Annotated in this window: 26 protein-coding genes and 1 other RNA gene; 12 read left to right on the top strand and 15 right to left on the bottom strand. The window is 71.6% G+C overall.

The features are described from left to right. Positions 1 to 43: 43 nt before the first annotated feature. Both EDD29_RS42365 and EDD29_RS42360 read right to left on the bottom strand, forming a co-directional pair. Positions 44 to 1,099: an aspartate-semialdehyde dehydrogenase gene (locus tag EDD29_RS42365; protein ID WP_123669762.1), complete on the bottom strand. Its 1,056-nt coding sequence runs from the start codon at positions 1,097 to 1,099 to the stop codon at positions 44 to 46. Beyond that, on the bottom strand, positions 1,096 to 2,364 hold the full coding sequence (locus EDD29_RS42360) for an aspartate kinase (RefSeq protein WP_123669761.1): 1,269 nt from the start codon (positions 2,362 to 2,364) through the stop codon (positions 1,096 to 1,098). The genes EDD29_RS42365 and EDD29_RS42360 overlap by 4 nt, the downstream gene beginning before the upstream one ends. 469 nt (positions 2,365 to 2,833) lie before the next feature. On the opposite strand from EDD29_RS42360, the gene EDD29_RS42355 reads away from it, so the two are divergent. The 4 genes from EDD29_RS42355 (at position 2,834) to EDD29_RS47955 (ending at position 7,470) form a co-directional block, all read left to right on the top strand. After that, complete coding sequence (locus EDD29_RS42355) at positions 2,834 to 3,154, top strand: hypothetical protein (RefSeq protein ID WP_123669760.1); 321 nt, start codon at positions 2,834 to 2,836, stop codon at positions 3,152 to 3,154. Next, entirely contained in the window at positions 3,154 to 4,332 is a 1,179-nt protein-coding gene (locus EDD29_RS47510) for an NB-ARC domain-containing protein (RefSeq protein WP_123669759.1), read from the top strand. Before EDD29_RS42355 ends, EDD29_RS47510 begins: the two co-directional genes overlap by 1 nt. Beyond that, the gene (locus EDD29_RS42345) at positions 4,287 to 5,597 is read left to right on the top strand and encodes a tetratricopeptide repeat protein (protein WP_342774486.1); all 1,311 of its coding nucleotides are present in this window, start codon (positions 4,287 to 4,289) and stop codon (positions 5,595 to 5,597) included. The genes EDD29_RS47510 and EDD29_RS42345 overlap by 46 nt, the downstream gene beginning before the upstream one ends. Positions 5,598 to 5,769: 172 nt before the next feature. After that, complete coding sequence (locus EDD29_RS47955; protein WP_123669757.1) at positions 5,770 to 7,470, top strand: tetratricopeptide repeat protein; 1,701 nt, start codon at positions 5,770 to 5,772, stop codon at positions 7,468 to 7,470. 83 nt (positions 7,471 to 7,553) lie between these two features. Here the strand turns inward: EDD29_RS47955 and EDD29_RS42335 are convergent, their stop codons facing one another. Continuing rightward, positions 7,554 to 8,024 carry an NUDIX domain-containing protein gene (locus EDD29_RS42335; protein WP_246053297.1) on the bottom strand — a complete coding sequence of 157 codons (471 nt, stop codon included), beginning with the start codon at positions 8,022 to 8,024 and terminating at the stop codon, positions 7,554 to 7,556. Between the two features lie 224 nt (positions 8,025 to 8,248). On the opposite strand from EDD29_RS42335, the gene EDD29_RS42330 reads away from it, so the two are divergent. Further along, entirely contained in the window at positions 8,249 to 8,803 is a 555-nt protein-coding gene (locus tag EDD29_RS42330; RefSeq protein WP_123669755.1) for an RNA polymerase sigma factor, read from the top strand. After that, entirely contained in the window at positions 8,800 to 9,900 is a 1,101-nt protein-coding gene (locus tag EDD29_RS42325) for a CU044_5270 family protein (protein WP_123669754.1), read from the top strand. The genes EDD29_RS42330 and EDD29_RS42325 overlap by 4 nt, the downstream gene beginning before the upstream one ends. 60 nt (positions 9,901 to 9,960) lie before the next feature. Here EDD29_RS42325 and EDD29_RS42320 read toward each other — a convergent pair whose 3' ends face one another. Genes EDD29_RS42320 through EDD29_RS42300 form a run of 5 tightly spaced genes read right to left on the bottom strand, consistent with a single transcriptional unit; the run spans position 9,961 to position 14,981 of the window. Further along, positions 9,961 to 11,040: an SMP-30/gluconolactonase/LRE family protein gene (locus tag EDD29_RS42320; protein WP_211360169.1), complete on the bottom strand. Its 1,080-nt coding sequence runs from the start codon at positions 11,038 to 11,040 to the stop codon at positions 9,961 to 9,963. A 48-nt stretch (positions 11,041 to 11,088) separates the two neighbouring features. After that, positions 11,089 to 12,255 carry an acyl-CoA dehydrogenase family protein gene (locus tag EDD29_RS42315; RefSeq protein ID WP_123669753.1) on the bottom strand — a complete coding sequence of 389 codons (1,167 nt, stop codon included), beginning with the start codon at positions 12,253 to 12,255 and terminating at the stop codon, positions 11,089 to 11,091. Next, a complete protein-coding gene (locus tag EDD29_RS42310; protein WP_123669752.1) occupies positions 12,255 to 12,896 on the bottom strand; it encodes a carboxymuconolactone decarboxylase family protein in 642 nt (213 codons plus the stop codon). The genes EDD29_RS42315 and EDD29_RS42310 overlap by 1 nt, the downstream gene beginning before the upstream one ends. Positions 12,897 to 12,909: 13 nt before the next feature. Continuing rightward, a complete protein-coding gene (locus EDD29_RS42305) occupies positions 12,910 to 13,461 on the bottom strand; it encodes a VOC family protein (RefSeq protein WP_123669751.1) in 552 nt (183 codons plus the stop codon). Next, the gene (locus tag EDD29_RS42300; RefSeq protein ID WP_123669750.1) at positions 13,458 to 14,981 is read right to left on the bottom strand and encodes a class I adenylate-forming enzyme family protein; all 1,524 of its coding nucleotides are present in this window, start codon (positions 14,979 to 14,981) and stop codon (positions 13,458 to 13,460) included. The genes EDD29_RS42305 and EDD29_RS42300 overlap by 4 nt, the downstream gene beginning before the upstream one ends. A 144-nt stretch (positions 14,982 to 15,125) precedes the next feature. Here EDD29_RS42300 and EDD29_RS42295 point away from each other — a divergent pair, with 144 nt between their 5' ends. From EDD29_RS42295 to EDD29_RS42285, 3 genes are read left to right on the top strand one after another with little or no spacing between them, the layout of a single operon-like run. Beyond that, positions 15,126 to 15,737: a TetR/AcrR family transcriptional regulator gene (locus tag EDD29_RS42295; RefSeq protein WP_123669749.1), complete on the top strand. Its 612-nt coding sequence runs from the start codon at positions 15,126 to 15,128 to the stop codon at positions 15,735 to 15,737. A 21-nt stretch (positions 15,738 to 15,758) separates the two neighbouring features. Then, a complete protein-coding gene (locus tag EDD29_RS42290; RefSeq protein ID WP_123669748.1) occupies positions 15,759 to 16,175 on the top strand; it encodes a nuclear transport factor 2 family protein in 417 nt (138 codons plus the stop codon). Beyond that, positions 16,172 to 17,524: a phosphotransferase family protein gene (locus EDD29_RS42285; RefSeq protein ID WP_123669747.1), complete on the top strand. Its 1,353-nt coding sequence runs from the start codon at positions 16,172 to 16,174 to the stop codon at positions 17,522 to 17,524. Before EDD29_RS42290 ends, EDD29_RS42285 begins: the two co-directional genes overlap by 4 nt. 78 nt (positions 17,525 to 17,602) lie before the next feature. On the opposite strand, the gene EDD29_RS42280 is transcribed toward EDD29_RS42285, so the two are convergent. Next, positions 17,603 to 18,514, bottom strand: a complete 912-nt coding sequence (locus EDD29_RS42280; RefSeq protein ID WP_123669746.1) for a hydroxymethylglutaryl-CoA lyase — start codon at positions 18,512 to 18,514, stop codon at positions 17,603 to 17,605. 68 nt (positions 18,515 to 18,582) lie between these two features. Here EDD29_RS42280 and EDD29_RS42275 point away from each other — a divergent pair, with 68 nt between their 5' ends. After that, positions 18,583 to 19,236 (top strand): GntR family transcriptional regulator, encoded by a 654-nt coding sequence (locus tag EDD29_RS42275; protein WP_123669745.1) that lies wholly within the window; start codon positions 18,583 to 18,585, stop codon positions 19,234 to 19,236. Then, entirely contained in the window at positions 19,233 to 20,441 is a 1,209-nt protein-coding gene (locus EDD29_RS42270) for a CaiB/BaiF CoA transferase family protein (protein WP_123669744.1), read from the top strand. Before EDD29_RS42275 ends, EDD29_RS42270 begins: the two co-directional genes overlap by 4 nt. An 80-nt stretch (positions 20,442 to 20,521) precedes the next feature. Here the strand turns inward: EDD29_RS42270 and EDD29_RS42265 are convergent, their stop codons facing one another. The 6 genes from EDD29_RS42265 to ffs form a co-directional block, all read right to left on the bottom strand. Continuing rightward, a complete protein-coding gene (locus tag EDD29_RS42265) occupies positions 20,522 to 21,454 on the bottom strand; it encodes an EamA family transporter (RefSeq protein ID WP_123669743.1) in 933 nt (310 codons plus the stop codon). Between the two features lie 112 nt (positions 21,455 to 21,566). Continuing rightward, the gene (locus tag EDD29_RS42260; RefSeq protein ID WP_123669742.1) at positions 21,567 to 22,184 is read right to left on the bottom strand and encodes a DUF5063 domain-containing protein; all 618 of its coding nucleotides are present in this window, start codon (positions 22,182 to 22,184) and stop codon (positions 21,567 to 21,569) included. Next, positions 22,177 to 22,776: a recombination mediator RecR gene (gene recR, locus EDD29_RS42255; RefSeq protein ID WP_123669741.1), complete on the bottom strand. Its 600-nt coding sequence runs from the start codon at positions 22,774 to 22,776 to the stop codon at positions 22,177 to 22,179. Before recR ends, EDD29_RS42260 begins: the two co-directional genes overlap by 8 nt. A gap of 1 nt (position 22,777) precedes the next feature. Beyond that, positions 22,778 to 23,116 (bottom strand): YbaB/EbfC family nucleoid-associated protein, encoded by a 339-nt coding sequence (locus EDD29_RS42250; RefSeq protein WP_425455001.1) that lies wholly within the window; start codon positions 23,114 to 23,116, stop codon positions 22,778 to 22,780. Between the two features lie 184 nt (positions 23,117 to 23,300). After that, positions 23,301 to 25,391 carry a DNA polymerase III subunit gamma and tau gene (locus EDD29_RS42245; RefSeq protein ID WP_123669740.1) on the bottom strand — a complete coding sequence of 697 codons (2,091 nt, stop codon included), beginning with the start codon at positions 25,389 to 25,391 and terminating at the stop codon, positions 23,301 to 23,303. A 23-nt stretch (positions 25,392 to 25,414) separates the two neighbouring features. Then, positions 25,415 to 25,510, bottom strand: an RNA gene (gene ffs, locus EDD29_RS42240) — signal recognition particle sRNA small type. A 45-nt stretch (positions 25,511 to 25,555) separates the two neighbouring features. On the opposite strand from ffs, the gene EDD29_RS42235 reads away from it, so the two are divergent. Then, on the top strand, positions 25,556 to 25,876 hold the full coding sequence (locus tag EDD29_RS42235) for a DUF952 domain-containing protein (RefSeq protein WP_123669739.1): 321 nt from the start codon (positions 25,556 to 25,558) through the stop codon (positions 25,874 to 25,876). Positions 25,877 to 25,883 lie beyond the last annotated feature (7 nt).

Genomic DNA, 25,883 nt, shown 5'->3' with positions numbered 1-25,883 from the left:
ATCCGGGAACGGGCCGTCTACGGTTCGGCGCTCGGCCGTCGCGTCAGGAGGTGAACTCCGTGGCGACGAGCTCGGCGATCTGCGCGGTGTTCAGGGCGGCGCCCTTGCGCAGGTTGTCTCCGCACAGGAAGAGGTCGAGCGCCTTCGGGTCGTCCAGCGAGCGGCGGACGCGGCCGACCCAGGTGGGGTCGGTGCCGACGACGTCGTTCGGGGTCGGGAACTCGTACGCCTCGGGGTTGTCGCTGAGCACGACACCCGGGGCGGCGGCCAGGACGGCCTGGGCCTCGCGCTGGTCGACCTCTGATCCGAAGACCGCGTGGACGGCCAGCGAGTGGGTGGTGATGACCGGGACCCGCACGCAGGTCGCCGAGACCTTCAGGCCGGGCAGGCCGAGGATCTTGCGGGACTCGTTGCGGACCTTCAGTTCCTCCGAAGACCAGCCGCCGTCCTTGAGCGAGCCCGCCCACGGCACGACGTTCAGCGCGAGCGGCGCCGGGAACGGGCCCTCGGTGCCGACGACCGCGCGCACATCGCCCGCGCGCTGGCCCAGCTCGCGGTTGCCGGCGATCTTCTCGATCTGGGAGTAGAGGGTGTCGATGCCCTCCTGGCCCGCGCCGGACGCCGCCTGGTAGGAGGCGACGACGAGTTCGGCAAGGCCCCACTGCCGGTGCAGCGCGCCCAGCGCGACGATCATCGACAGGGTGGTGCAGTTCGGGTTGGAGATGATGCCCTTGGGCCGCGCCTTGGCGGCGTCCGGGTTCACCTCGGGGACGACCAGCGGCACGTCCGGGTCCATCCGGAAGGCGCCGGAGTTGTCCACCGCGACGGCGCCGCGCTCGGCGGCGATCGGCGCCCAGACCGCGGAGACCTCGTCGGGGACGTCGAACATGGCGATGTCGACGCCGTCGAAGACCTCGGGGGCCAGGGCCTGGACCACGACCTCCTCACCGCGGACGGTGAGCTTCTTGCCCGCGGAGCGGGGCGAGGCGATCAGGCGGATCTCGCCGTAGACGTCCTCGCGGGTGGACAGGATGTCGAGCATGACGGTGCCGACGGCACCGGTCGCGCCGACGACGGCGAGAGTGGGCTTGCGGCTCATCGGCCGGTACCTCCGTATACGACGGCCTCGACCTGGTCTGCGTCGAGGTCGAAAGCTCGGTGCGCGGCGGCGACCGCGGTGTCGATGTCGTCCTGGGCGACGATCACCGAGATGCGGATCTCCGAGGTGGAGATCATCTCGATGTTCACGCCCGCGTCGGCGATCGCGCCGAAGTAGGTGGCGGTCACGCCCGGGTGCGAGCGCATGCCCGCGCCGACCAGGGAGATCTTGCCGATGCGGTCGTCGAACCGCAGGGAGTCGAAGCCGATCCGCTCCTGCGCCTTGTTCAGCGCGGCGAGCGCGGCCTGGCCGTCGGCGGCGGGCAGCGTGAAGGAGATGTCGGTCTTGCCGGTGGCGGCCGCCGACACGTTCTGCACGACCATGTCGAGGTTGATCTCGGCCTCGGCGAGCAGCCGGAAGATCCCGGCGGCCTCGCCGACCTTGTCGGGCACGCCGACGACCGTGATCTTGGCCTGGCTCCGGTCGTGCGCGACGCCGGAGATGATCGCGTTCTCCACCTGGGTCCCCTCAGTGCTCGCGACGACCCAAGTGCCTTCCTTCTGGCTGAACGAGGACCGCACGTGGATCGGAATGTTGTAGCGCCGCGCGTACTCGACGCAGCGCAGGTGCAGGATCTTGGCACCGGACGCGGCGAGCTCCAGCATCTCCTCGTAGGAGATGCGCGGAATCTGCCGGGCCGTCCGGACGATGCGGGGGTCCGCGGTGAACACGCCGTCGACGTCGGTGTAGATCTCGCACACGTCGGCGTCCAGCGCCGCCGCGAGGGCGACCGCCGTGGTGTCCGACCCGCCCCGGCCGAGGGTGGTGATGTCCTTGGAGTCCTGGGAGACGCCCTGGAACCCCGCGACGATGCAGATCGAGCCGTCGGCGAGCGCGTTCTGGAGCCGGCCCGGCGTGACGTCGATGATTTTGGCTTTGCCGTGCGAACCGTCGGTGATCACGCCGGCCTGGGAGCCGGTGAACGATTTGGCCTCGTGTCCGAGGTTGGCGATGGCCATGGCGAGGACCGCCATGGAGATCCGCTCCCCGGCCGTCAGCAGCATGTCCAGCTCCCGCGCGGGCGGAAGGGGGGACACCTGCTGGGCGAGGTCGATCAGCTCGTCCGTCGTATCGCCCATCGCGGAGACCACGACGACGACATCATTACCGGCCTTCTTGGTGGCGACGATGCGCTGAGCGACCCGCTTCACGCAGTCGGCGTCGGCGACGGAGGAGCCGCCGTACTTCTGCACGACAAGAGCCACAGGCGGCGCTCCTACAGGTTCGAGTGCAAAGCTTGACTCCCAGAGTCTACCGATACCCCCCTGTGACCCCTCACCCTGGTTTTCTCATCTGCTGAGACAGGCGTATCAAACCCGTAGGGAAGACCGCCCGGAGCCATGTCCGGATGGTCCGATCGCGCGGTCCGGCGGGCCATGCCCGGGGGCGGCCGAGCCCGGTGCAAATATTCCGGACACCTCTGGACCGACCGCCAGAAAGCGGGCAGTCGGTGATCACCCCCTCGGCGAACTGTGCGGATGTGGATCTTCAATACCCCGAGGACGGGTTCGACGCCTTCCGTTTCCAGGGCCTCCGCCGACCGAAAAGCAGGCGAATTTTCGCAATGTCTGGAAATTTCGTTGCATTCTGGTATGAGAGTTACAACTGGCGCCCATGATGGTAAAGAACAGTCCGAACCACGCATGTCGGGAATCAGCACCAGAGGAGTTCCAGATGCTCACCGAGGCGACCGCCGCACTGGCCGCCATGGGCGGAACCGCCGTCGTTCAGGCCGCGACTCAGGACGGCTGGACCGTGGTCCGTGCCAGGGTCGGCCGCGGCCTGGCCAGGCGCGGGACGTCCGCGCAGGTGGCGGCGAGTGCGCAGGAAACGGACGAGACCGCGGAGACCGCCGTCGCGGATCCGGGCGCCGACGCCGCGCGGCCCGCCGCCCGCAACGACTTTCCCGTGGCGGCCATTAACGCGAACGCGCAGGACGAGTCACGGCAAATCAACATCGCCCATCTCGAAGGCAACCCGACCTTCCAACTCTGATGACCGAATTCTCGCCAGAGGCGCACGGCGCAAGCCGTCAAGTGAACATCGGGGCCATCACCGGCAGCACGTCCTTCGCGTTCACACCGCCCGAGCCGAAGCCCGAGGACCTCACCCCCATCACCGCCCCGCTGCGGGCCGGCCACCCCCTGCGCGGCCGCGACGAGTTGCTCAACGACCTCGTCTCGGGCTGGAAGGGCGCGGAACGCGTCAGGGTCCTGCACGGGATGGGCGGCTGCGGCAAGACCAGCATCGCGGCCGAGCTCGCCGCCAGGGTGAGCCCGCACACGGACGTCTGGTGGCTGTCGGCGGTCGACAACGAGCAGTTCTACACGGGGCTGCGCACCCTGGCCCGGTCCCTCGGCCTGTCCACCGACCAGCTCGACACCGCCAACTACCCCGACCTGCTGTGGAACCGCCTCGACGCGCACCCGCGGCGCTGGCTCCTCATCGTCGACAACGCCGACGACGCCGACGTGCTGCGGATCGGCGGACGCCGGCTGAGCTGGGGGACGAGCTGGCTGCGTCCCATCCGCTCCCCGCAGGGCCTCGTGGTGGTCACCTCCCGCGACGGCGGCGAGGACACCTGGGCCGACTGGTGCACCCTCCACCCCGTCGACGTGCTCTCCAACGACGACGCCGGGCAGGTGCTGATCGACCTCGCCGGAAGCCGCTCGGGCGACCGGGAGAGCGCGGCGGTCCTCGCCGAACGGCTCGGCAACCTTCCCCTCGCCCTGCACATTGCGGGCTCCTACCTCGCCAGGACCGGAAGGATCAGCCCCGCCTTCGCCGACCCGTCGGCGCTGCGTACGTTCAACGCCTATCGGGACGCCTTGGACGCCGGCGTACTGACGCTCTCCTTTCCCGTCGGCCCGACCGACGACCTCACGCCGCGCCCGGCCGGCGCCGTCATCGGGGCGACCTGGGCGCTGTCGCTCGACCTGCTCTCCGTGCGGGGCATCGCGCAGGCCGTCCGCTGCTCAGCCTTCTGGCCTGCTTCGCCGAAGCGCCCATCCCCTACGAACTCGTCCTCCTCCCCGAGGTGCTCGCGCAGTCCCCGCACTTCGCCGGCATCACGGGCGAGGCCCTCTGGGCGGCGCTCATCGGGCTCCAGGACTTCGGGCTCATCTCGATGGCCGAGCCGTCCGACCCGGAGGCCGCCCGGGTGCCGCTGCTGAGCCTGCACCCGATCGTCCGGGACACCGGGCAGGCGATGTCGCCTCCCGGGCTGTTCGACCTGGCGTCCACCCTGCTCGTCCACACGACGGCGCAGCTCAAGGCGCCGGAGGTGCCCGACTCCTGGCCCGCGTGGGGGTCGCTCGCCCCGCACGTCTTCGGAGCGCTCCAGCGGACCGCCCACCCGTTCCCCGCGCACCTGTCGACCTCGGCGGTCATGGCGGTCCGGTACCTGAACGCGGCAGGGCTCAGCCACCCCGCCGAGACGAAGGCGCGCAGCTCACTCGAATCGCTCGCCTCCTTCGTCGGGGCCGAGCATCCCGACGCGCTCGCGCTGCGGCACGGGATCGCCCGCGCGCTGGCCCATCAGGGGCACTACGCCGAGGCCGCCGCCGCCTACCAGGACGTCCTGGAACCCTGCCTCGACGCGCTGGGCAGCGACCACGCGCTGACCCTCGCCACCCGGCACGACATCGCCTGCGTCCTGGCCGAGCAGGGGCACTGGGCGCAGGCCGAGGCCCAGCTGCACGAGGTGCTGAACACCTGGCTGCGCCTGGCCGGACCCGACCACCCGAACCTGCTGCCGACCCGGCACGAGATCGCCCGGGTGATGATCAGCCAGGGCGACGACGCCGAGGCCGAGCGCGAGTTCCGGCGCATCCTGGCCGTCCAGCTCCGGCTGGGGGAACCCGACCGGCCCGACGCGCTCACCACCCGGCACAACATCGCGCTCGCGATGGCCAGGCAGCAGCGGCACGCCGAGGCCGAGGAGGAGCTGCGCGCGGTGCTCGCCGCGCGCAGAGTGGTGCTGAGCCCCGAGCATCCCGACACGCTCGCGACCCGGCACGGCATCGCCTACGTGCTCGCCCAGCAGGGTGAGTACGCCGCGGCCGAGGACAAGTACCGCGACATCCTGTCCGTCCGAGAGCAGGTGCTCGGCGAGCACCATCCCGACACGCTCGGCACCCGGCACGAGATCGCCAACGTCGTCGCCGCGCAGGACCGCTACGCCGAGGCCGAGGAGGATTACCGCACCATCCTCCCGATCCGGGCGCAGGTGCTCGGGGAGAGGCACCCCGACACGCTGAACACCCGGCACGAGATCGCCCGGATGATGGCGCTCGGCGGCCGTGAGGACGCCGCGATCGGCGAGTTCGAGGCGGTCCTCGAACTGAGCATCGACGTGCTGGGCGCCGACCACCCGGACACGCACAGCACCCGGAGCTGGCTCGCCAGGCTTCCCCGTCCCCGCCCGGCGAACGCCTGACCCCGCGCCGCCGCGGCGGCGCCCGTGCGCGTCCTTCATCCGGGCGCGCACGGGCTTGCGCCCTTCCTCCGCGCGCCCCGTTTCACCACGGCGAAAAGCCAAAAGTGAACCGAAACCCAGGCAGCTAAGTCTCACTCCGCAAAGAGCACCCGATCAGGCGGAAGGCAGACATATGGGCTCGGCGGACGCGACCCCCTACACGCGCAGGCTCCTCGCGCTCCTGGCGTGCTTCGGACCGGCCCCCCTCCCGCACACGCTGATCCTCCGCCCCGCGGTCCTCCGCGACTTCCCCGGCTTCGAGGACATCACCGGCGCGTCCCTCTGGACCGCCCTCGCCGCCCTCCACCGCGACGGCCTCCTCACCCCCTCCCCGCCCGACGCCCGAGTCCCCCTGCTCCACCTGACCCTTCCCTTTCCCCCCGCCCCTCCCGCCCCCGACCCCCTCCACACCGCCGCCCGCGCCCTCCTCATCCGCGCCGCCGACGCCCTGGCCGACCCCGACCGGGCCCCCGCCTGGCCCCTCTGGTGCGCCCTCTCCCCCCACGTCTTCGCCGCCCTCCTCCCCCACCCCGACCACGCCGACCCAAGCCCCTCCCCCACGAACCCCGACCGCACCGACCCGGCCCGCACAAGCCCCGAGCGCACCGCCCCCGCCCGTACAAGCCCCGAGCGCACGAACCCAGACCACCCGGACGCGCTCCGCCCCGGCCCGAGCCCCGACCACACGGCCCCCGCGCGCACCGACCTCGACCGTCCGGATGCCGGCACGCCCGCAGACGACTCCCGCACGAACCCCGACCGCACAGACGCGAGCCGCACGAATCCCGACCACACGGACACGGGGCGCACGGACACGGGGCGCACGGATCTCGATCGCGCGGACATCGACCGAGCGGACGCGGGGCGCACCGGCCTTGATCGTGCGGATGCGGGGCGCAGGGGGCTTGATCGTGCGGATGCGGAGCGTTCGGAACTCGGTCGTGCGGATCCGGGGCGGGTGGAACTCGATCGTGCGGGTGTCGACTGTGCGGATCTCGGTCGTGGGCGGCGGGCGGTGCGGGACGGGGGTGGCGGGTGGCGGGTGGACGAGGGGGTGGTGCGGGCGGTGCCGCGGTGCCTGCGGGGGTTGAACGCGGCCGGGTTGTTCCGGGTGGCCGAGTCGAGGGGACGGGCCTGTCTGGCGGTGCTGGAGGGGGCGCTCGGGTACGGGCACACGGCGGCGGTGGCGGTGCGGCGGGAGATCGCCGCGGCGCTCGCCGGGCGCGGGCTGTGGATCGACGCGGAAGCCGCGTACTGGGAGATCCTCGACGGGGCGGCGTACCCGCCCGGCGACCCGGACGGGCTCGCGATGCGGCGCGGCATCGCGGCGGCGCTCGGCGGGCAGGGCAGGCACGGTGCCGCCGAGGACCTGTACCGGGAGCTGCTCGAGGAGCATCTGCGGACGCTCGGCCCGGAGGCGCCCGCCACCCTCGCCGTGCTGCGCGGGCACGCCGCGGCGCTCGCCGGGCAGGGCCGCTACACCGAGGCCGAGGAGGCGTTCCGCGACATCTGGCACACCGAACTCCTCACGGTCGGCCCCGCGCACCCCGACACCCTCGCCACGTACCACGGCGTGGTCACGGCGATGAGCGGCCAGGAACGCTACGAGGAGGCGGAACCCGCCTTCCGCCACCTGCTCGGCGAGCGCACCGCGATCCTCGGTCCCGACCATCCCGACACCCTCGCCACCCGTTTCGAGCTGGCGCTGGTGATCCTCCTGCTCGGCCGGGCCGACGAGGCCCGCGCCGAGATCCGCTCGGTCCTCGCCGCCCGCATCGACGTCCTCGGCCCCCGCCACCCCCTGGTGGAGACCACCCGCGCCCACCTCCCCTGACCCGTCGCCCGAGCGCCCCGACGGGCCCGGCGTGCGCCGCGCGTCCGAAGGGCCCCAGGGCGTCGCGCGACCGCCGGGCGGGGTCAGAGGCGGGCCAGGAGCCGGTGGGCGGGCTGGATGGCCTCTGGGAGCTCGTCCAGCGCGAAGAGACGGGCCTCGAGGATCTCGCGCGGGTCCAGGGCGAGGGACTCCAGGCCACCGCGGAGGACCGCCTCGTAGATGATCTCGATGCGGAGGCGGTAGCCGCTGTTCACCTGCAGCAGGCGGCCCACCTCGACGGTCAGGCCGGTCTCCTCGCGGACCTCGCGCGCGATGGTGTCCTCATGGCGTTCGCCCTTTTTCGCATAGCCCGTGGGGAATCCCCACTGGCGGCCGTCCGGCCAGAACCTGTGCCGCAGCAGCAGAACCCTGCCGTCCTCCGTGCGGACGACCCCGGTGATCCCGCACATGAACGTCGCGTTCGCCGACCACAGCAGCCGCCAGTGCAGCCGCTTCATCCACCGCGTCCGCCAGATCTTCCGCAGCACCCCGTACACCCGGTACACCCCGAACACCCCCGTCTCCTCGCCCGCCGCGCGCCGCGCACCAGCAGAAACCCCCGACACCGGACGCCGTCCGCGGCGTCCCACCCCGATCATCGCACCCGGAAATCCCGCTCCGGAGTTATCCACAGCCCGGATTTCCGGCCTCCCGGGAAAGCGCGAAGGGGCTTCGGCGAACTACTCGTGACAACCGCCCCCGGCGAAAGGATCCCTATGACGGTCATCGAGGTGGATCCATGACCTCCCAGGCGATCGATGAGCGGTCCGACACGGGTTTCAGGGAGGATCCCGAGCGGTTCACCGCCGTGTACGACAGGTACTTCGACGCCATCTACGCCTATGTCGCCGCGCGGCTCGGGCCGGAGGCCGCCGAGGACGTCGCCGCCGAGACCTTCACCGTCGCGTTCCGGCAGCGCCTCGGATTCGATCCCACGCGCGGCGAGGTGCGGGCCTGGCTGTTCGGCATCGCCACGAACCTCGTGGCGCGGCACCGGCGCGCCGAGGCCCGGTACTACCGGGCCCTGTCCCGGACCTCCGCCGAACCTCCGTCGCCGGGCCACGAGGGACGCGTGGTCGCCACGGTGACGGCCGAGGGGCTGCGACCCAGGCTGGCCGCCGCCCTGGCCGCGCTCCGACCGGCCGAACGGCACGTCGTCCTCCTGGTGGCGCTGGCCGAGCTCAGCCACGAGGAGATCTCCCAGGCGCTCGGCATCCCCTACGGCACGGTCGGCTCGCGCCTGAGCCGCGCCCGCGCCAAACTCCGCACCGCCCTGGAAGGGACCGACCGATGAACGACCTCGAACACCTCAAGACCGCCCTGGCCGTCCCGGCTCCCGACCGGTCGGTCCGCGACGCGGGCAGGCACCGGCTCCAGCGGCTGATCCGCGCCGAGGGCGGACGGCCGTCCGGCGGGCCGCGCCTCACCTGGCGCGGCCTCGCGATCGGCGCGATCGGCACGGTCGCCGCGGGCGCCGTGCTCGCCACCACGACCCTCACGGCGCCGCAGGACCCGGGCACCGGCGCCATCGCGCCCGGCGACTCCTCCGTCCTGCTGCCCGCCGACACGGTGCTGATGGCCGCGTCGTCGAAGGTGCGGCAGCGGCCCGAGAAGGGCGGCTACTGGCGGGCCAAGACGGAGAACGCGCCGTTCAAGTACAAGACCGCCAAGGGATACACCGTCCAGGCGACGATGCGGACAGAGACCTGGATCACCGCGTCTCCCCAGGTCAAGGGCTGGCGCGTGTTCGACATGTCGGGCTACGCCCCGGCCACGCCGGCAGACAAGTCCGCGTGGGAGGCCGATGGATCCCCGACGAGCTGGCGGGTCGAGTGGGCGCCGGGCTTCTGCGAACAGGTCAAGGTCAAGGGGGGTAAGGACTGCCACGTGACCGTGACGTCCGAGCCCGAGCACTCCGTCGAGCCGATCAAGACGAAGAACTCGATCGGCGATCTCGGCGGGCGCCCGATCACCCTGGACCAGGTCCGGGCGCTGCCGACCGACGCGGACGGGCTGGAGGCCGCGTTGGCCGACCGGATGCCGGGCATCGAGAAGGAGGAACTGCGAGACACGATCATCTTCGAGGCCGGCATCGACATGATCATGAGGTTGCCGGTCACGGCCGAGGTCAGGGCCGCCGCCTACGAAATGCTCGCGGGCCTGCCGGGCGTCGAGTCCACCGGCGTGATCGCCGACCCGCTGGGCCGCAGGGGCCCGTCCGTCGCGACGAACGCGGACGGCGCCGACAACGTCCTCTACCAGCTCATCCTGGACGAGAAGACCGGCCTGCCGCTGGCCACCCAGACCGTCGAAGTCGCCGACGGCGGCACGTCGGGAGCCAGCGTGGTGACGGAGATCGGCTGGACCGACGAGAAGCCCGGCCTGTCCTGACGCGGGGGCGCGCCCGTGCCGAACCGCGGAAGGGCTCGGCACGGGCGCGCGGGGAAAGGCTCAGGCCTTGTAGTGGTTCAGCTTGAGGCCGGGCCGGGGCCACTCGATCTTGAGCAGGCGACCGGTGCTGGAGGCGGTGACGTACGCGGTGCGCATGTCCTTGCCGCCCCAGGTGATGTTGGTGATGCCCGGGTCGCCGTCGACGTCGATCTCGACGAAGTCGACGAGCTCGCCCTTGGGACTGACGACGGAGATGCCCGCCTTCACCATGGACGCGACGTTCACGTTGCCGTGGCCGTCGACGCCGAGGGAGTCGAAGTTGACGTAGTCGGCGGCCGTGTAGAGGAAGTTGCCCCCACCGGACCCGGCCAGCGACTTGCCTCCGACGATCTGGCCGGGGCCCGTCACGTCCCACCACCACACACGGGCGGTGTAGGTCTCGCTGACGTACAGGCGCTTCCCGTCCGGGGAGAGGCCGACGCCGTTGGGGCCCTGCATGCCGGTGCCGACCGCCTTGCAGGACGAGCCGTCCGACTTGGCGTAGTAGAGCACGCCGGTGTCGGCCGCCTCGTTCACCGTCTTGCCGTAGTCGGTGAAGTAGAAGCCGCCGTGCGCGTCGAAGACGATGTCGTTGGGGCCGCGCAGGTCCCGGCCGTCGTCGTCCTTGGTGTAGAGGGTCTCGACCGCGCCGGTCTCCAGGTCGACGACCTGGACGCTGCCGCTCACGTAGTCGGCCGGGGTGCCGCCCGCGAAGGCGTACCCGTTGACCTCGAACCGGTACATGCCGCCGTTGTTGACGACGAAGACCTTCCCGTCCGGGCCGAGCGCGGCGCCGTTGGGCCCGCCGCCGACCTCCGCGACGACCGAGGTGGTGCCGTCGGGGCGGATCCGGGTGAGGGTCTTGCGGTGGATCTCCACGACGAGCACGTCGCCGTTGGGGAGGGCGACGGGACCTTCGGGGAACAGCAGGCCCTCGGCCAGCTTGGTGATCTTCACTTTCTTCCCTTTCGGCTTCGGGGAGTGCCCGTGGGGATGTGCGGAGGCGGCGTTGCCGCTGCCGAGGACGGTCAGGCCGACGGCCGAAAGGCCGAGCCCGGAGAAGAGCGACCGGCGGGAGAGCCGCCTGCGAGGGGCGCTCATATCTGCACCTTTCACGTGGGGTGGTGGGGTGGGGGTGGAAGGGGCGGATCAGCCCCGCATCTGGCGCAGGATCCGCTTCGCGGTGCTCTGGATGTGCACCTCGTCGGGGCCGTCGTACAGGCGCGCCTCGCGGGCGTGCCGGTACATGCGCGACAGGGGGAGGTCGTCGGTGAGCCCGGCGGCGCCGTGCACCTGGATGGCCCGGTCGATCACGTTGTGCACCATCCGGGCGCCGATCACCTTGATCGTGGCGATCTCCACCCGGGCCTGGCTTCCGGCGTCGATCGCCTCGGCCGCCTGGAGGGTGAGCAGGCGGGCCGCCTGGATCTCGGCGTAGGAGTCGAAGACGTGCTGCTGCATGAGCTGCTTGGCGGCCAGCGGCTCGCCGAACGCGCTGCGCGCGTCGAGCCTGGCGCACATCAGCTCGAACGCCCGCTGGGCCTGGCCGAGCCACCGCATGGAGTGGAAGATCCGGCCGGGGCCGAGACGGTCCTGGGCGATGACGAACCCGTCGCCGCGCGGGCCGAGGAGGTTCTCGGCCGGGACGCGCACGTTGTCGTAGTCGACCTCGTAGTGGCCGCCGTTGATGCCGAGCACGGGCGTCTCGCGCAGGATGCGGTACCCGGGGGTGTCCGTAGGCACGATGATCATGCTGAACGCCTTGTGCGCGGGCGCCTCGGGACCCTCGGTCCGGCACATGACGGTCGTGTAGGCGGCCTTCGCGGCTCCCGTGGTGAACCACTTGCGGCCGTTGATCACCCAGTGGTCGCCGTCGAGGACGGCCGTCGTGCGCAGGCCCGTAGGGTCGGACCCGGCCACGTCGGGCTCCGTCATCGCGAAGCTGGGAGACAGCTCTCCGGCGACCATGGGCGCGAGGTAGGCGTCGCGCCACCTGGGCGAGGCGTACTTGTTGAGCATGATCGAGTCCTGGAGGGTGTACGTCCCCAGGACCAGCTGGCCCCACTCGCTCCGGCCCTGGACCTCGTTGATGTACACATAGTCCAGGAACGGCAGTCCGCCCCCGCCGATCTCCTCGGGGTGGCCCAGCGCCCACAGCCCTTCGGACTTCGCCTGCGCGCGCAGTTCGTCGAACATCGCGTCCGACTCCTTGCCGCCCGCGTTGAGCACCGCCTCCGCGGGCTCGACACGGGTCGTCATGAACGCGTGGACGGCGTCGCGCAGGTCCCGGACCGAGTCGGGCACCGAGAACAGCATCAGTCCTCCCCGGCGAGGTCCGCGGAGATGTCCCGGCTGCCGTAGCCCTCGGGCGCGTCGACCTCGACGATCGGCTCGGGACGGTCGTCGTACTCCAGCTTCAGCACCTTGGACATCACGGCGTGCATCTCGTACAGCGCGGTGATGTAGGTGAGGAGGAGGATCTCCTTGTCGGTCAGGTGCTCGCGCAGGACCTCGAAGGTCTCGTCGGCGACCCGGCCGCCGTCGAGCACGATCCCGTCGGTGTAGGCGAGGACCGCGCGCTCCAGCGGGCTGTAGCAGTCGGCGGTGTGCCAGTAGGGGATCGCGGCGATCTTGTCTTCGGGCATGCCCAGCGCGCGCATCTGCTTGCAGTGCTGGGAGAACACGAACTGGCTGCCGCGGGCCCAGCCGGCCCGGCACTGGCCGAGCTCGCGCAGGACGGGGTCGAGTTCGGCCTTGCGGTAGAGGGCGAAGCCGCGGGTGGCGTGCCGGAACACGTGCGGGTCGTTGGCGAAGACCGTCCACCAGTCGCCGGGGGTTCCGGTGGCGGTGCCGTGGTCGACGGCCGGATCCTTGTCGGGGCCGAAGAGCCGGTCGTAGAAGAACAGGATGTTCTCGTCGGTGACCTCGGCGCGGGGGATCTCACGCAGGCGGGGCATGTGCTTCTCCTTCTCAGACGGTCCGGTCGGCGGCGGTGCGGGGCTCCGCGGTGGCGTCGGCCGCGGTGAACTCCCGCATCCAGCAGGCGAACTCCAGGAGGGCGCCGTCAGGGTCCTTGAAGTAGAAGGAGCGGACGAACACGCCGGGATGGAGCCTCCGCGCGATGGTCGACGGGCTGTCGTCGTGGTTGATGACGGGGCTGACCTCGACTCCCTTGGCCTGGAGCTTCTCGTAGTACTCGTCGAACTTGTCGACGGGCACGTGGAAGGCGACGTGGTTCATCGAGCCGGTCGCGCTGAGCAGTTCGCCCTGCTCGGGACGGGTCTTGGGCGCGGAGATGCCCGGGACGCCCTCGGGCGCGTCGGGGAACCAGAAGAACGCGACGCAGTTGCCGCCGCCACAGTCGAAGAAGAAGTGCTGGCCGTTGCCGGGAATGTTGAGCGTCTTCACCAGCGGCATGCCGAGCACACCGGAGTAGAAGTCGATGGTCGCCTTCATGTCCTTGCAGACCAGGGCCAGGTGGTTGATGCCCTGGATCTCGAACTCGGTGTTCTTGACGGTCACGCCTTCTCCTTCTGGGCGGTGCGCAGATCGCGCTTGAGCACCTTGCCCGCGACGTTCCTCGGCAGTTCGGCGAGGAACACCACGCGCTTGGGCACCTTGTAGCCGCCGAGGCGCCCGCGCACCGCGGCGATGATCGAATCGGCGTCTTCCGGCTCGCCTTGGCGCACCACCACGGCGGCGCAGACCGCCTCGCCCCACTCGGGGTCGGGGACGCCGAAGACGGCGGCCTCCTGGACCGACGGGTGAAGGTAGAGGGCTTCCTCCACCTCGCGGGAGGCGACGTTCTCACCGCCGGTGATGATCATGTCCTTGAGGCGGTCGACGATGTAGACCATGCCCTCTTCGTCCTGCCGGACGACGTCGCCGGTGCGGAACCAGCCGTCGTGGAAGGAGTCCGCGGTGAGCTCGGGCTCGCGCCAGTAGCCGAGCATCACCTGGTCGCCGCGCACGAGCATCTCGCCGTCCGCGCCCTGCGGGACGTCGTTGAGGTCCTCGTCGACGATGCGCAGGGAGGCCAGGTCCATGGGCCGGCCCGCGGCGGCGAGCAGGTGGGTCTCGCCCGCGGCGGCCCTGCGGTGCTCGGCCTCGCCGAAGTGCAGGATGTTGCCGCCCAGCTCGCTCATCCCCATGCCCTGGTAGAAGTCGCAGCCGAGCACCTCCATGCCGCGGCGGAGTACCTCGGCGGGGATGGCCGACGCGCCGTATCCGATGGCGCGCAGCGTGCCGAGGTCCTCGTTCTCGATGCCGGGGTGGCGGAGGAGGAAGGCGATCATCGTCGGCGCGAGGCCGGTGTTGGTGACCTTCCAGTCCTTGACCAGCCGCAGGAACGTGGGGTTGTCGTAGGCCCGCAGGATGCCCACGGTGCACGACCGCAGGTGGTTGACCAGGACGACGTAGCCGCCGACGTGGCAGAGCGGGAAGCAGAAGAGGAACACCTGGTCGTCGGGCAGGTCCCAGTGCGCGACGGAGCTGATCACACCCGTCAGCAGGTTCTTGTGGGACAGCATGACGCCCTTGGGCGTGCCGGTGGTGCCGCTCGTGTAGACGAGCCAGGCGAGGGAGTCCTCGTCGACCCGGGGCGGCTCCTCGGTCGAGGCGGCCGCGACCAGCTCGCGGTAGTCGAGGTCGCCGCCGCCGTCGAGGGCGACGATCGCCTTGACGCTCGGCATCGCGTCGCGGTGCGCGCCGATGGCCTCCAGGAAGTCGCCGCTCACGATCAGCACGGACGCCTGGGCGTGGTCGACGAGCTTGGCGATCTCGGCCGGGTGCAGCCGGTGGTTGAGGAAGGTCAGCGCCATCCCCGCGGCGGGCACGCCGTAGTACAGGTCGACGTATTCCGGCCGGTTCCCGGACAGCACGGCGACGCGATCGCCCGGGGCGGCGATCCCGCGCAGCGCGTTGGCCGCGCGCCGGACGCGGTCGCGCATGCCGGCGAAGGTGATGACCTGCTCTTCGAAACGGAGCGCCGTGCGGTCCGGGTGCTTGCGCGCGGCGAACTCGATGATGTCGTTGATCAGCATGAACGCCCCGGGGTGGTGGTGCGCATGGGTCCCCCTGCTTAGTGACTTGACAGTCATATCAAGTTGTCGGATGCTCGGGATACTGTTCCTGAGACCATCGGGTTGTCAACCCCTCAGCGGGAGCACTCGAGGAAGGAACGGCCCATGGAGACCGGAGAGACGCCCCTCACAGAGCGGGGGATCCGGACCAGGGAGAAGCTGATCTCGGCGGCGCGCGAGGTCTTCGAGGAACGCGGTTTCCTGGACACCCGGGTAGCCCACATCGCCCGGCACGCCAAGGTCGCGTACGGCTCCTTCTACACGTACTTCCCGTCGAAGGAGGCGATCTTCCTGGAGGTCGCCGACCGCCTGTTCGCCGACATGACGGCCCATCGGGTCCCGTCGCCGGGCAGCGAGCCCGCCGCGCGCATCCGGCGCGCGAACCGCGAGTTCTACGAGGCCTACCAGCGCAACGCGAAGATCATGCCGATCATCGAGCAGGTCGCCACCTTCAACGAGGAGTTCAAGGAGCTGCGGCGCAAGCACCGCGCCGAGGCGGTGACCCGCTCCAGCCGCGCGATCGAGCGGTGGCAGCGGGACGGCCTGGTCGACCCCTCACTCGACCCGGAGATGACGGCCAGGGCACTCGCCGCGATGGTCGACCACTCCCTCTACCTCTGGATCGTCCAAGGCGAGGACGCCGACGGCATCGAAAGGCTCCTCGACACCTTGGACACCCTCAACATCCGGGCCCTAGGACTACCCACCACCCCATGACCTGACCCCCGAGGAGAGACCGTGCAGCACGACGCGCTCGCCGACCGCTTCATCACCGCCGTCGCCGGCGGCGACATCGACACCCTCCGCACCCTCTACACGAGCGACGCCCTCATCTGGCACAACGGGCCCGGCGAAGGCGGCGGCGCGGAGCAGGCCGTCGAGGACAACGTCCGCACGCTGCGCTGGCTGTCGGCCAACCTCCAGGGCATGCGCTACGAGGAGGTCCGGCGCGCCCCCTGGAGCGCCGGGTACGTCCAGCAGCACGTGCTGCGCGGCAACCTCCCCGACGGGGCCGCGCTGGAGATCGCCGCCGCCCTCTTCGTCACCGTCACCGCCGACGGGCGCATCGCCCGCATCGAGGAGTACGCCGACACCCGCGGCAGTGACGCCCTGCGCGCCCTCTCCGCCGCCCAGCGCGCGGCGCGTGCCCGATGAGCGCGCCCACGATCGCGCCCGCGGCGACCGCCGAGACGCTGGCCGCGCTCCTGGCCGAACGCCTCGGCCCGGTCACCGGGCTGCGGCGGCTCTCGGGCGGCGCCAGCCGGGAGACCTGGGCCTTCGACGCCGCCGGGCGCGAGCTGATCCTCCGCCGCGACCCCCCGCACACGCCCGATCCCGTCGCGATGGCCCGCGAGGCCGCGCTGCTGGTCGCCGCGGCCGAGGCCGGGGTGCCCGTGCCCGCGGTCGTCGAGCACGGCCCCGACCTCGCCGGGACGCCCTACATGGTCATGGAGCGGCTGCGCGGCGAGACGATCCCGCGGCGGCTGCTGCGCGACGAGCGCTTCGCCGCGGTGCGCCCCGGCCTCGCGCGCGAGCTGGGCCGCATCCTGGCCCACCTGCACGAACTGCCGCCCGACGCGGTCCCCGACCTCCCGGCGCTCGACCCGTTGCAGGAGATGACGGACTGGTACGCCGGCTTCGAGGAGCCCCGCCCCGCCGTGGAGCTGGCGCTGCGCTGGCTAGCCGACAACCGTCCGGCCGAGGCGGGACGGCCGACGATCGTGCACGCCGACTTCCGCAACGGCAACCTCCTCATCGACGAGGACGGCGTCCGGGGCGTCCTGGACTGGGAGCTGTCGCACGCGGGTGACCCCTGGGAGGACCTCGGGTGGCTGTGCGTGAAGGCGTGGCGGTTCGGCTCCCCGCTGGCCGCGGGCGGCTTCGGGACGCGGGAGGAACTGCTCGCCGGGTACGCCGAAGGCGGGGGGACGCCTCCCTCACCCGAGACCCTGCGCTGGTGGGAGGTGTTCGGGACGCTCCGCTGGACGGTCCTGTGCCGGCACCAGGCGGAGCGCTTCCTGAGCGGCGCCGACGACAATGTGGAGTTCGCCGTGCTCGGGCGGCGCGTCTGCGAGCAGGAGCACGATCTCCTGCTCTCGCTCGGGCTCACCGAGCCCGTCACGGTCGCCGACCCCTTGGACGTCCCGGGCGAACCCGCCTCCGTGGGACCGCACGACCGTCCCGGGGCGGCCGCCCTCATCGACGCGGTACGGCACTACCTGACGACCGCCGAGGTGGCCGACGAGAGGCTGCGCTTCCACAACCGGGTGGGGGCCGCCGCCTTGCGGATCGTCCAGCGGGAACTGCTGCTCGGCGCGGAGCACGCGGCGGCGCACACGGCCCGGCTCGGCTCGTTCGGCTGCGCCGACGACGCCGAGTTCGCCGTGGGCATCCGCGAGGGCAGGTTCGACGACCGGTGGCACGAGGTCGTCACGGCCGTCGCCGCCTCGGTCGTGGACAAGCTGATCGTGGCCAACCCGCGGCACCTGGCCACACCCGCCTGACGTGAGCGGCCCGTTGGGCCGGGCGCCCCGGCGAAGCCGGGTTCTCGAGCGCCCGGCCCAACGGGGCCATGCGCACAGCTACGCGGGGAAGCCGCCCGCGCGGCCGAGCAGGGCGGGGGCCGGCTTGTCGAGCAGGGTGCCGAGCCAGGCGCCGGTCTCGGCGATCGCGGCCATGTCGATGCCGGTCGCCACGCCGCTGCGGTGCAGCATGTACAGCAGATCCTCGGTGGCGATGTTGCCGGTCGCGGCGGGCGCGAACGGGCAGCCGCCGAAGCCGCCCGCGCTCGCGTCGAGCACGGCGGCGCCCTCGTCCACGGCGGTCAGCGCGTTGGCGTAGCCGGTGTTGCGGGTGTTGTGGAAGTGGAACCGCAGCGCCGCGGAAGGAGCCGCCTCCTTGGCGCGGCGAGACAGGTCGCGGACCTGCGCGGGCACCCCTACGCCGATCGTGTCGGCGAGAGCCACCTCGAACGCGCCCGCGGCCTCGGCCCGGCGCGCGAGCTCCGCGATCCGCTCCGGCGGGGTCTCGCCCTCGAACGGGCAGCCGAAGGCCGCGGCGATCGTCATCCCGACGGGGACGCCCGCGGCGTGCGCGGAGGCGGCGATGTCGTCCCACGCGGCCAGCATCTCCGCGGTGGTGACGCCCTGGTTGCGCTGGGAGAAGGTGTCGGAGGCGACCACGACGACGTTGACCTCGTCGACGCCGGAGTCCAGCGCACGGTCCAGGCCGCGCCTATTGAGGACGAGGCCGCTGTAGGAGACGCCCTCGACGCGCGGGACGCCCTTCATGACCTCCTCTGCGCCCGCCATCTGCGGGACCCGCTTGGGGTTGACGAACGACACCGCCTCGATCCGCCGCACCCCTGCCTCGACGCAGCGTTCGATGAGCGCGATCCGATCGTCCGGGGACAGCGCCTTGGCCTCGTTCTGGAGTCCGTCACGCGGTCCGACTTCCAGCACCGTTGTATGCAATCTGACCAGTCCAATCCGCATCGTCCCTTGTGGCTCCTTCTATACTCCCCTATATTGCATGCAACAGCCAAGAGGAGAGGGGGTCGGAGATGGCAGCGGGCAACCGCGCGGCGGACACCGCCTACACGGAACTGCGCCGGATGATCGTCGGTGGCGAACTCGCCCCCGGGGCCCGGCTCGCCGAGGTCGAGCTGTCCCAGGCGCTCGGCCTGTCGCGCACCCCCGTCCGGGAGGCGCTCCAGCGGCTCGGCGCCGACGGGCTCATCGAGGTCCTGCCGCACCGCGGGGCACGGGTCGCCCTGTGGTCGGAGTCCGACATCGCCGAGATCTTCGAGCTGCGCACCCAGCTGGAGCCCTACGCGGCGGCCCGCGCGGCGCGCATCGGCGTGTCCGAGGCCGTCCTCGACGAGCTGCGCGGGCTGTGCGGGGCGATGGAGGCCGCGGCCGCCGAAGGCGAACTCGCCCAGGTGGCCCAGCTGAACTCGCGCTTCCACGCGGCGCTCATCGACGCCTCCGGCAACAGCCGCCTCCCGGCGATGCTCACCTCGGTGATGCACGCGCCCCTCATCCTCGGCACTTTCCACACGTACGACCCCGAGGGGATGGCCCGCAGCATGGGCCACCACCGCGAGGTCGTCGACGCGATCGCCGCCCGCGACCCGCAGTGGGCGGCCTCGGTGATGCGCTCCCACCTGCGCGCCGCCGCCGCGAAGATCTCCACATCCCCCAGGGAGGAAGAATGACCGATCCCCAAGCCTCCGTCAGCGCGCTGGGCGACCTGCGCGTCGTGGAGATGGGCCAGCTGCTCGCCGGGCCCTTCTGCGGCCAGCTCCTCGGTGACTTCGGCGCCGAGATCATCAAGATCGAGCCGCCGGGCTCCGGCGACCCGATGCGCGAGTGGGGCCGGGAGAAGCCGCACGGCCAGTCGCTGTGGTGGCCGATCCTCGCGCGCAACAAGAAGTCCGTGACGCTCAACCTGCGCACCGAAGAGGGCCAGGACCTGGCCCGGCGGATCATCACGCAGGCCGACGTGCTCATCGAGAACTTCCGGCCGGGCACCCTCGAGCGCTGGGGCCTGTCCCCCGAGAAGCTGTGGGAGCTGAACCCCGGCCTGATCATCACCCGGGTCACCGGCTACGGCCAGGACGGCCCCTACTCGCCGCGCGCGGGCTTCGGCTCGATCGGCGAGGCGATGGGCGGCATCCGGTACGTCACCGGCGACCCCGACTCGCCGCCGGCGCGGGCCGGCATCTCCCTCGGCGACGAGCTCGCGGGCACCTTCGCGGCACTCGGCACCCTCGTCGCGCTGCACGCCAGGAACCGGACCGGCAAGGGCCAGGTCGTCGACTCCGCCCTGTACGAGGCGGTCTTCGCGCTCATGGAGTCGCTCGTCCCCGACTGGGAGATCGCGAACTACCAGCGGGAGCGGACCGGCTCGGTGCTGCCGAACGTCGCGCCCAGCAACGTCTACCCGACGAAGGACGGCCCGATCCTCATCGCGGCCAACCGGGACACCATCTGGACCCGGCTCGCCGAGGTGATGGGCCGTCCCGAACTGGCCACCGACGAGCGGTACGCCACCCACGGGGCGCGCGGCGCCAACTCCGAGGAACTCGACGACCTCATCGGCGCGTGGACCGCCACCTGGGAGTCCGACCCGCTGCTCGCCCTCATGCACGAGAACGGCATCCCCGCCGGCCTCACCTACCGGGCCAAGGACATGCTCGCCGACCCGCACTTCAAGGCGCGTGAGGCGATCATCCGCCTCGCCCACCCGGAGTTCGGCGACTTCCCGATGCAGAACGTCTTCCCGAAGCTGTCGGACACCCCCGGCGAGGTGCGCTCGGTCGGGCCGGCGCTGGGTCAGCACAACGCGGAGATCTACGGCGGACTGCTCGGCATCGGTTCGTCCGATCTCGAGGGGCTGAAAGCGGCCGGGACCGTCTAGGCTTAACTCGTTGTTCCTCTGTTGTTCCACGCTGGGCCGGAACAGACCGATCAGGGCGGTCTGTTCCGGCCCAGCGTGTTTCATACGGCTTCTAGCAGGGGCTTCTCCTGGGCGTCCCGCGCGGGCGTCGCGCGCTGCGCGATGAACGCCCCGGCCAGCACCAGCAGCGCCCCGGCGAGCTGCGGCGCCGCGAGGCGCTCGTGCAGCAGGAACCAGCCGAGCACGATCGCGACCACCGCCTCAAGACAGGCGACGACCCCCGCGACCTGCGCCGACAGCAGCCTGACCGAAACGACGCCCGTCACGTACGCCAGCAGCGTCGCCACCAGCACGAGGTAGCCGTACGGCAGGAACGCCGCGATCTCGCGGCCGCCCAGATCGGCGGTTCCGGCGAGCACCCCGAAGTCCATCGTCCACGGCCGGGCCACGACGGTCAGCGCGAGCGCGGCGGCCAGGAAGCCGAAGGTGATCACGCCGAGCGGATCGGGCTGGTCGTCGCCCGTGCCCTGGTCCGCCAGCAGGAAGTACCCGGCCTGGCAGACCGCCGCGCACAGCGCGAAGGCGAGGCCGAGCGCGTCGAACGCCAGCCCCGACCAGATCTGCACCACGCACGCCAGCCCCGCGACCGCCAGCACGACGCCGAGCGACGCGGCACGGCTCACCGGCGCCCGCCGCACGAACCGCACCCAGCCGAGCACCAGCAGCGGCCCGAGGTACTCCACCAGAAGGGCCACCGCGACCGGGATGCGGGAGAGCGAGGCGAAGTAGAACGCCTGCACGCCCGCGATCCCCAGCATGCCGAAGCCGAGCAGCAGCACCGGGCGCTCCCGCAGGAGCGCCCGGTGGCGCCATGCCAGCGGCGAAAGCAGCAGCGCGGTCCCCGCGATCCGCAGCCAGGCCACGTGCAGCGGGTCGAGCCCCGCGTCGATCAGCGGCTTGGCCGCGACGCCCGAACTGCCGAACGCGAGCGCGGACAGCAGGGCTAGGGCGAGGGGTCTTCCTTGGCGGGACATCGGACCATGATGACAGGCGCCATTTCGGATTCACTCCTGGCGGTGTGCTCGGGGCACGCGGCCGGGGGTGCTTCCTCTCGTCCTGGGACGCTGCCCGTCAAATGGTCTTCCGTCAGGTGGTGACCAGGTCTGCGGGCTTGGGCTGCCCCGTCGGCTCGGTCGCCTCGGCGGGGTCGACCGGTTCCGCGTCGACCAGGCGCTCCTCGGCGACGTCCAGGCGGACGCCCGAGACGACCGCGTGCAGCGCGCGCAGCGCCGCCCCGCCGTGGTTGCCCCAGTGGTTCAGGTAGCTGTACTGCCACCACCACAGGGCCTCCATGGTCCGGCCCGCCTTGAAGTGGCGCAGCCCGTGGACGAGGTCGGACGCGACGTCCACGAGGTCGTCCGACAGCCGGTAGGACGTGGTCTCCACGTCCTTGTACGGGTCGAAGACCTCGATGTAGTCGTCCACCACGGGCAGCCGCTCGGCCAGGCCCTGGCGGACGACGTCGAGGTCGGGGTCGGGGCCGATCTCCGGCTCCCAGTTGTCGGGCAGCACCACGTCCGGGCTCGCCCCCAGCTGGGCGCCCGCCAGCATCACCTGGGCGACCTCCAGGAGGAGCACCGACACCATCTGGCTCCCCGCCTCGCCGCGCGCGCAGCGCTCCAGGCCCGCCAGATAGTTCTCCACATGCAGGACGACCCGTTCCGCCAGGTCGTCCCAGTCCTTCGGGGTGTTCGCACTAGACATCGAGCAATCTCCGTCCTTCGAAAGCGCGGCCCAACGTGACCTCGTCGGCGTACTCCAGGTCCCCCCCTACGGGAAGACCGCTCGCCAGCCGGGTCACCTTCAGGTTCATCGGTTTCACGAGCCGGGCCAGGTACGTCGCCGTCGCCTCGCCCTCAAGATTCGGGTCGGTGGCGAGGATGAGCTCGGTCACCTCCCCGTCCGCGAGCCGCTGCATCAGCTCCCGGATACGAAGATCTTCCGGCCCGACGCCCTCGATCGGGCTGATCGCCCCGCCGAGAACGTGATACGTCCCGCGGAACTCCCTGGTCTTTTCGATCGCGACGACGTCCTTGGACTCCTCCACGACGCAGATCACGGCGCGGTCCCGCCGGACGTCACGGCAGATCCGGCACTCGGTCTCCTCGGCCACGTTCCCGCAGACCCGGCAGAACCTGACCTTCTCCTTCACCTCGCGCAGCGCGTCGGCGAGGCGCATGACCTCGGCCGGATCGGCGTTCAGCAGATGGAAGGCGATGCGCTGGGCGCCCTTGGGCCCGACCCCCGGGAGCCTTCCCAGCTCGTCGATCAGGTTCTGGACGACACCCTCGTACATGTCAGAACCCCGGCAGACCGGGCATGCCCTGCGCGAGCGGGCCCATCGTGTTCTGCTGGAGCTCGGCGGCGGCGCGCGCCGCGTCCCGGATCGCCGCGATCACCAGGTCGGCGACCGTCTCCGCGGTCTCGGCGGGGTCTCCCCCGTCGATCGCCTTCGGGTCGATGACCAGCGCGGTGATCTCGCCCTGGCCGTTCATCGTCGCCTTGACCAGGCCGCCGCCAGAGGTCCCCTCGACCTCCGCGTCGGCCAGCTCCTGCTGCGCCGCGAACAGCTGCTGCTGCACCGCCTGCGCCTGCTCCAGCAACCGCTGCATGTCGAAACCGGGCTCCACGGCCATCCCCCTCCACCGACTCGGACTCCGAGCCTACGACGTCCCGCTCGATTCCGATACGACCCGGCCCCTGACCCATGACGAACCGTACGCGACCGGACACGGCTACCGGACGCCCTGGGGGTGTCCAGGCGTGGACGCGCCAGAACCCGATGTGGGTGGTGATCGGCTGCCGGTGGGGTCTGCGGGGTCAGGAGGTGGGGACCTCGCCGATGATCTGGCCGCCGAGTTCACGTTGGATCAGGGCGAGGCCGAAATCGGCCCTGCCGAGGCCGTCGGACTCGTCGAGGTCGTCGGGGCCGTCAGGGGGCGGGGGGAGCGGGTCGTCCGGTGCGGGGGCTGCGGGCGCGGGGCCCTTCGGCGGCTGCGGGGCCTGGGCGGCGGCGGGCGGGCGCGGGGCCTGGGGGCGTGGCGGCTCGGGCGCGGCGGCCGGGGCCGGGGCGGGCGCGGCGGGGCGGGGGGCGTCCCAGACAGCGGGCGGCGCGGCGGCGGGCGGGCGCGGCGGGGCCGCGGGCAGCGACCCGCCGAGCACCGCCTCGATCCGCCACTCCACGCCGAACAGTTCCTTGAGCACCTCGGCGAGCACCCCGTCACGGCGGCCGTTGACGAAGTTCTTGCGCTTGCCCTCGTGGTCGAACGCGATCGTCAGCAGGTTGCCCTCGACCGAGGCGGGGGCCACCCCCTCCATGATCGACATCCAGGCGACCCGGCTGCGGCGCTGCACCGACTCGAGGATCCGCGGCCAGTGCTGGCGGATCCCGTGCACGTCGACACCGCCGCCGCCACCCGTCGGGGCCTGCGCGGCCGCGGGCTGAGCGGGGGCGCCCCATCCGTCCTCGGCCGGCCTGGGGTCGGACCGCGGCGCGGCGGCCGGGGCCCTCGGAGGCTCGGGCGCGGCGGGCGTCGGCGCGGGAGCGGGCTCGTCGGCCCAGTCGGCGACCTTCGGCGGCTGCTGCGCGGGCTGCGGGCGCGCCGCCTCGACGGGCGGGGCCGGAGGCGTCGGCGCCTGCGCGGCCGGGCGGGCGGGGGCGGGCGCCGGGGGCGCCGCCGGAGCCTGACGGGCCGGGGCCGAAGGCGGGGACGGCAGGGCACCGCCCGAAGGAGGCGCGTAAGAACCAGCCGGAGGACCCGAGCGCTCAACGCGGTCCAACCGGGCGAGCAGCGCGGATTCGTTGCCGTAGGCGCCCGGCAGAAGGATCCGGGCGGAGATCAGCTCAAGGAGAAGCCGCGGAGACGTCGCCCCGCGCATCTCGGTAAGGCCGCTGTGCATGAGGTCGGCGGCCCTGGTGAGGTCGGCCGGGCCCATCGCCGCGGCCTGGACCTTCATCCTGTCGAGTTCGTCGGCGGGACCGTCGATCAGCCCCGTCGTCGTCGCCTCAGGCACGTTCGCCATGATCACCAGATCGCGGAAGCGGCCGAGGAGGTCGGCGGCGAAGCGGCGCGGGTCCTGGCCGCTCTCGATCACCCGGTCGATCGCGGCGAAGACGGCGGCCCCGTCACGCTGGGCGAACGCGTCGACGACCTCGTCCAGCAGGGCGGCGTCGGTGTACCCGAGCAGGGAGACGGCCCGCGCGTAGGTGATGCCCGCCTCGTCGGATCCGGCGAGGAGCTGGTCGAGGATCGACAGGGAGTCGCGCGCCGAGCCCGCGCCGGCCCGCACGACCAGCGGCAGCGCCGCCTCCTCGAACGGCACGTCCTCCGCGCCGAGGATCTCCTCCAGCAGCTCCTGGAGGGTCTTCGGCGGGATCAGCCGGAACGGGTAGTGGTGGGTCCGCGACCGGATCGTCCCGATGACCTTCTCGGGCTCGGTCGTCGCGAACACGAACTTCAGGTGCGGCGGAGGCTCCTCGACCAGCTTCAGGAGGGCGTTGAACCCCTCCCGGGTGACCATGTGGGCCTCGTCGATGATGTAGATCTTGAACCGCGCGGAGACCGGCGAGAAGAAGGCGCGTTCCCGGAGATCACGGGCGTCGTCGACACCACCGTGCGAGGCCGCGTCGATCTCTATGACGTCGAGGTGGCCGGCGCCGCCGGGGCCGAGCGCCACACAGGAATCGCAGACCCCGCAGGGGTCGGGCGTGGGGCCCTGCTCGCAGTTCAGGGAGCGGGCGAGGATCCGGGCACTGGAGGTCTTGCCGCAGCCGCGCGGCCCGCTGAACAGGTAGGCGTGGTTGACCCGACCGTTGCGCAGGGCCTGCTGGAGCGGTTCGGCCACATGTTCCTGCCCCTTGAGCTCACCGAAGGTGGCCGGGCGGTACTTGCGGTAGAGAGCCAGACTCATCTAGGGGATCCGTCCGTCTCGACGAAAAGGACCCCTCGCACACCCGCCAGAGCCTGTTTATCCTTGCTGCCTTCCGGCCCTGGGGAGGTTCACAAGATGACGCCATGCGAGGGGTCTGCCCCGAGTCTATGGCATCCGGCCGCCCCACCCGTACAGTCCGGAGAATGTCCTCCATCTTCCATGTCGCCGACCGCTCGGCTTGGGCCGCGACCACCCCTTCGACCCCCTACGCCTGGTCCTCCCGCGACCTCCCCTTGACCGAGGCCGGCTTCATCCACTGCTGCACCGAGCCCCAGCTCCCCCACGTCCTCACCACCTACTACGCCGACGCCGACCCCGCCACCCTCTGCCTCCTGGAGATCGACCCCTCATCCCTGGACGTCCGCTACGAGCCCGCCCCCACCGGCGACCTCTTCCCCCACCTCTACTCCCCCCTCCCCCTCTCGTCCGTAATCCGTGTTCTCCCACTCCCCAACACCCGCTAGACTCTCC

The organism is Actinocorallia herbida, assembly GCF_003751225.1.
Lineage (GTDB): Bacteria > Actinomycetota > Actinomycetes > Streptosporangiales > Streptosporangiaceae > Actinocorallia > Actinocorallia herbida.
This window is presented reverse-complemented; position numbering and strand designations above follow the sequence as displayed.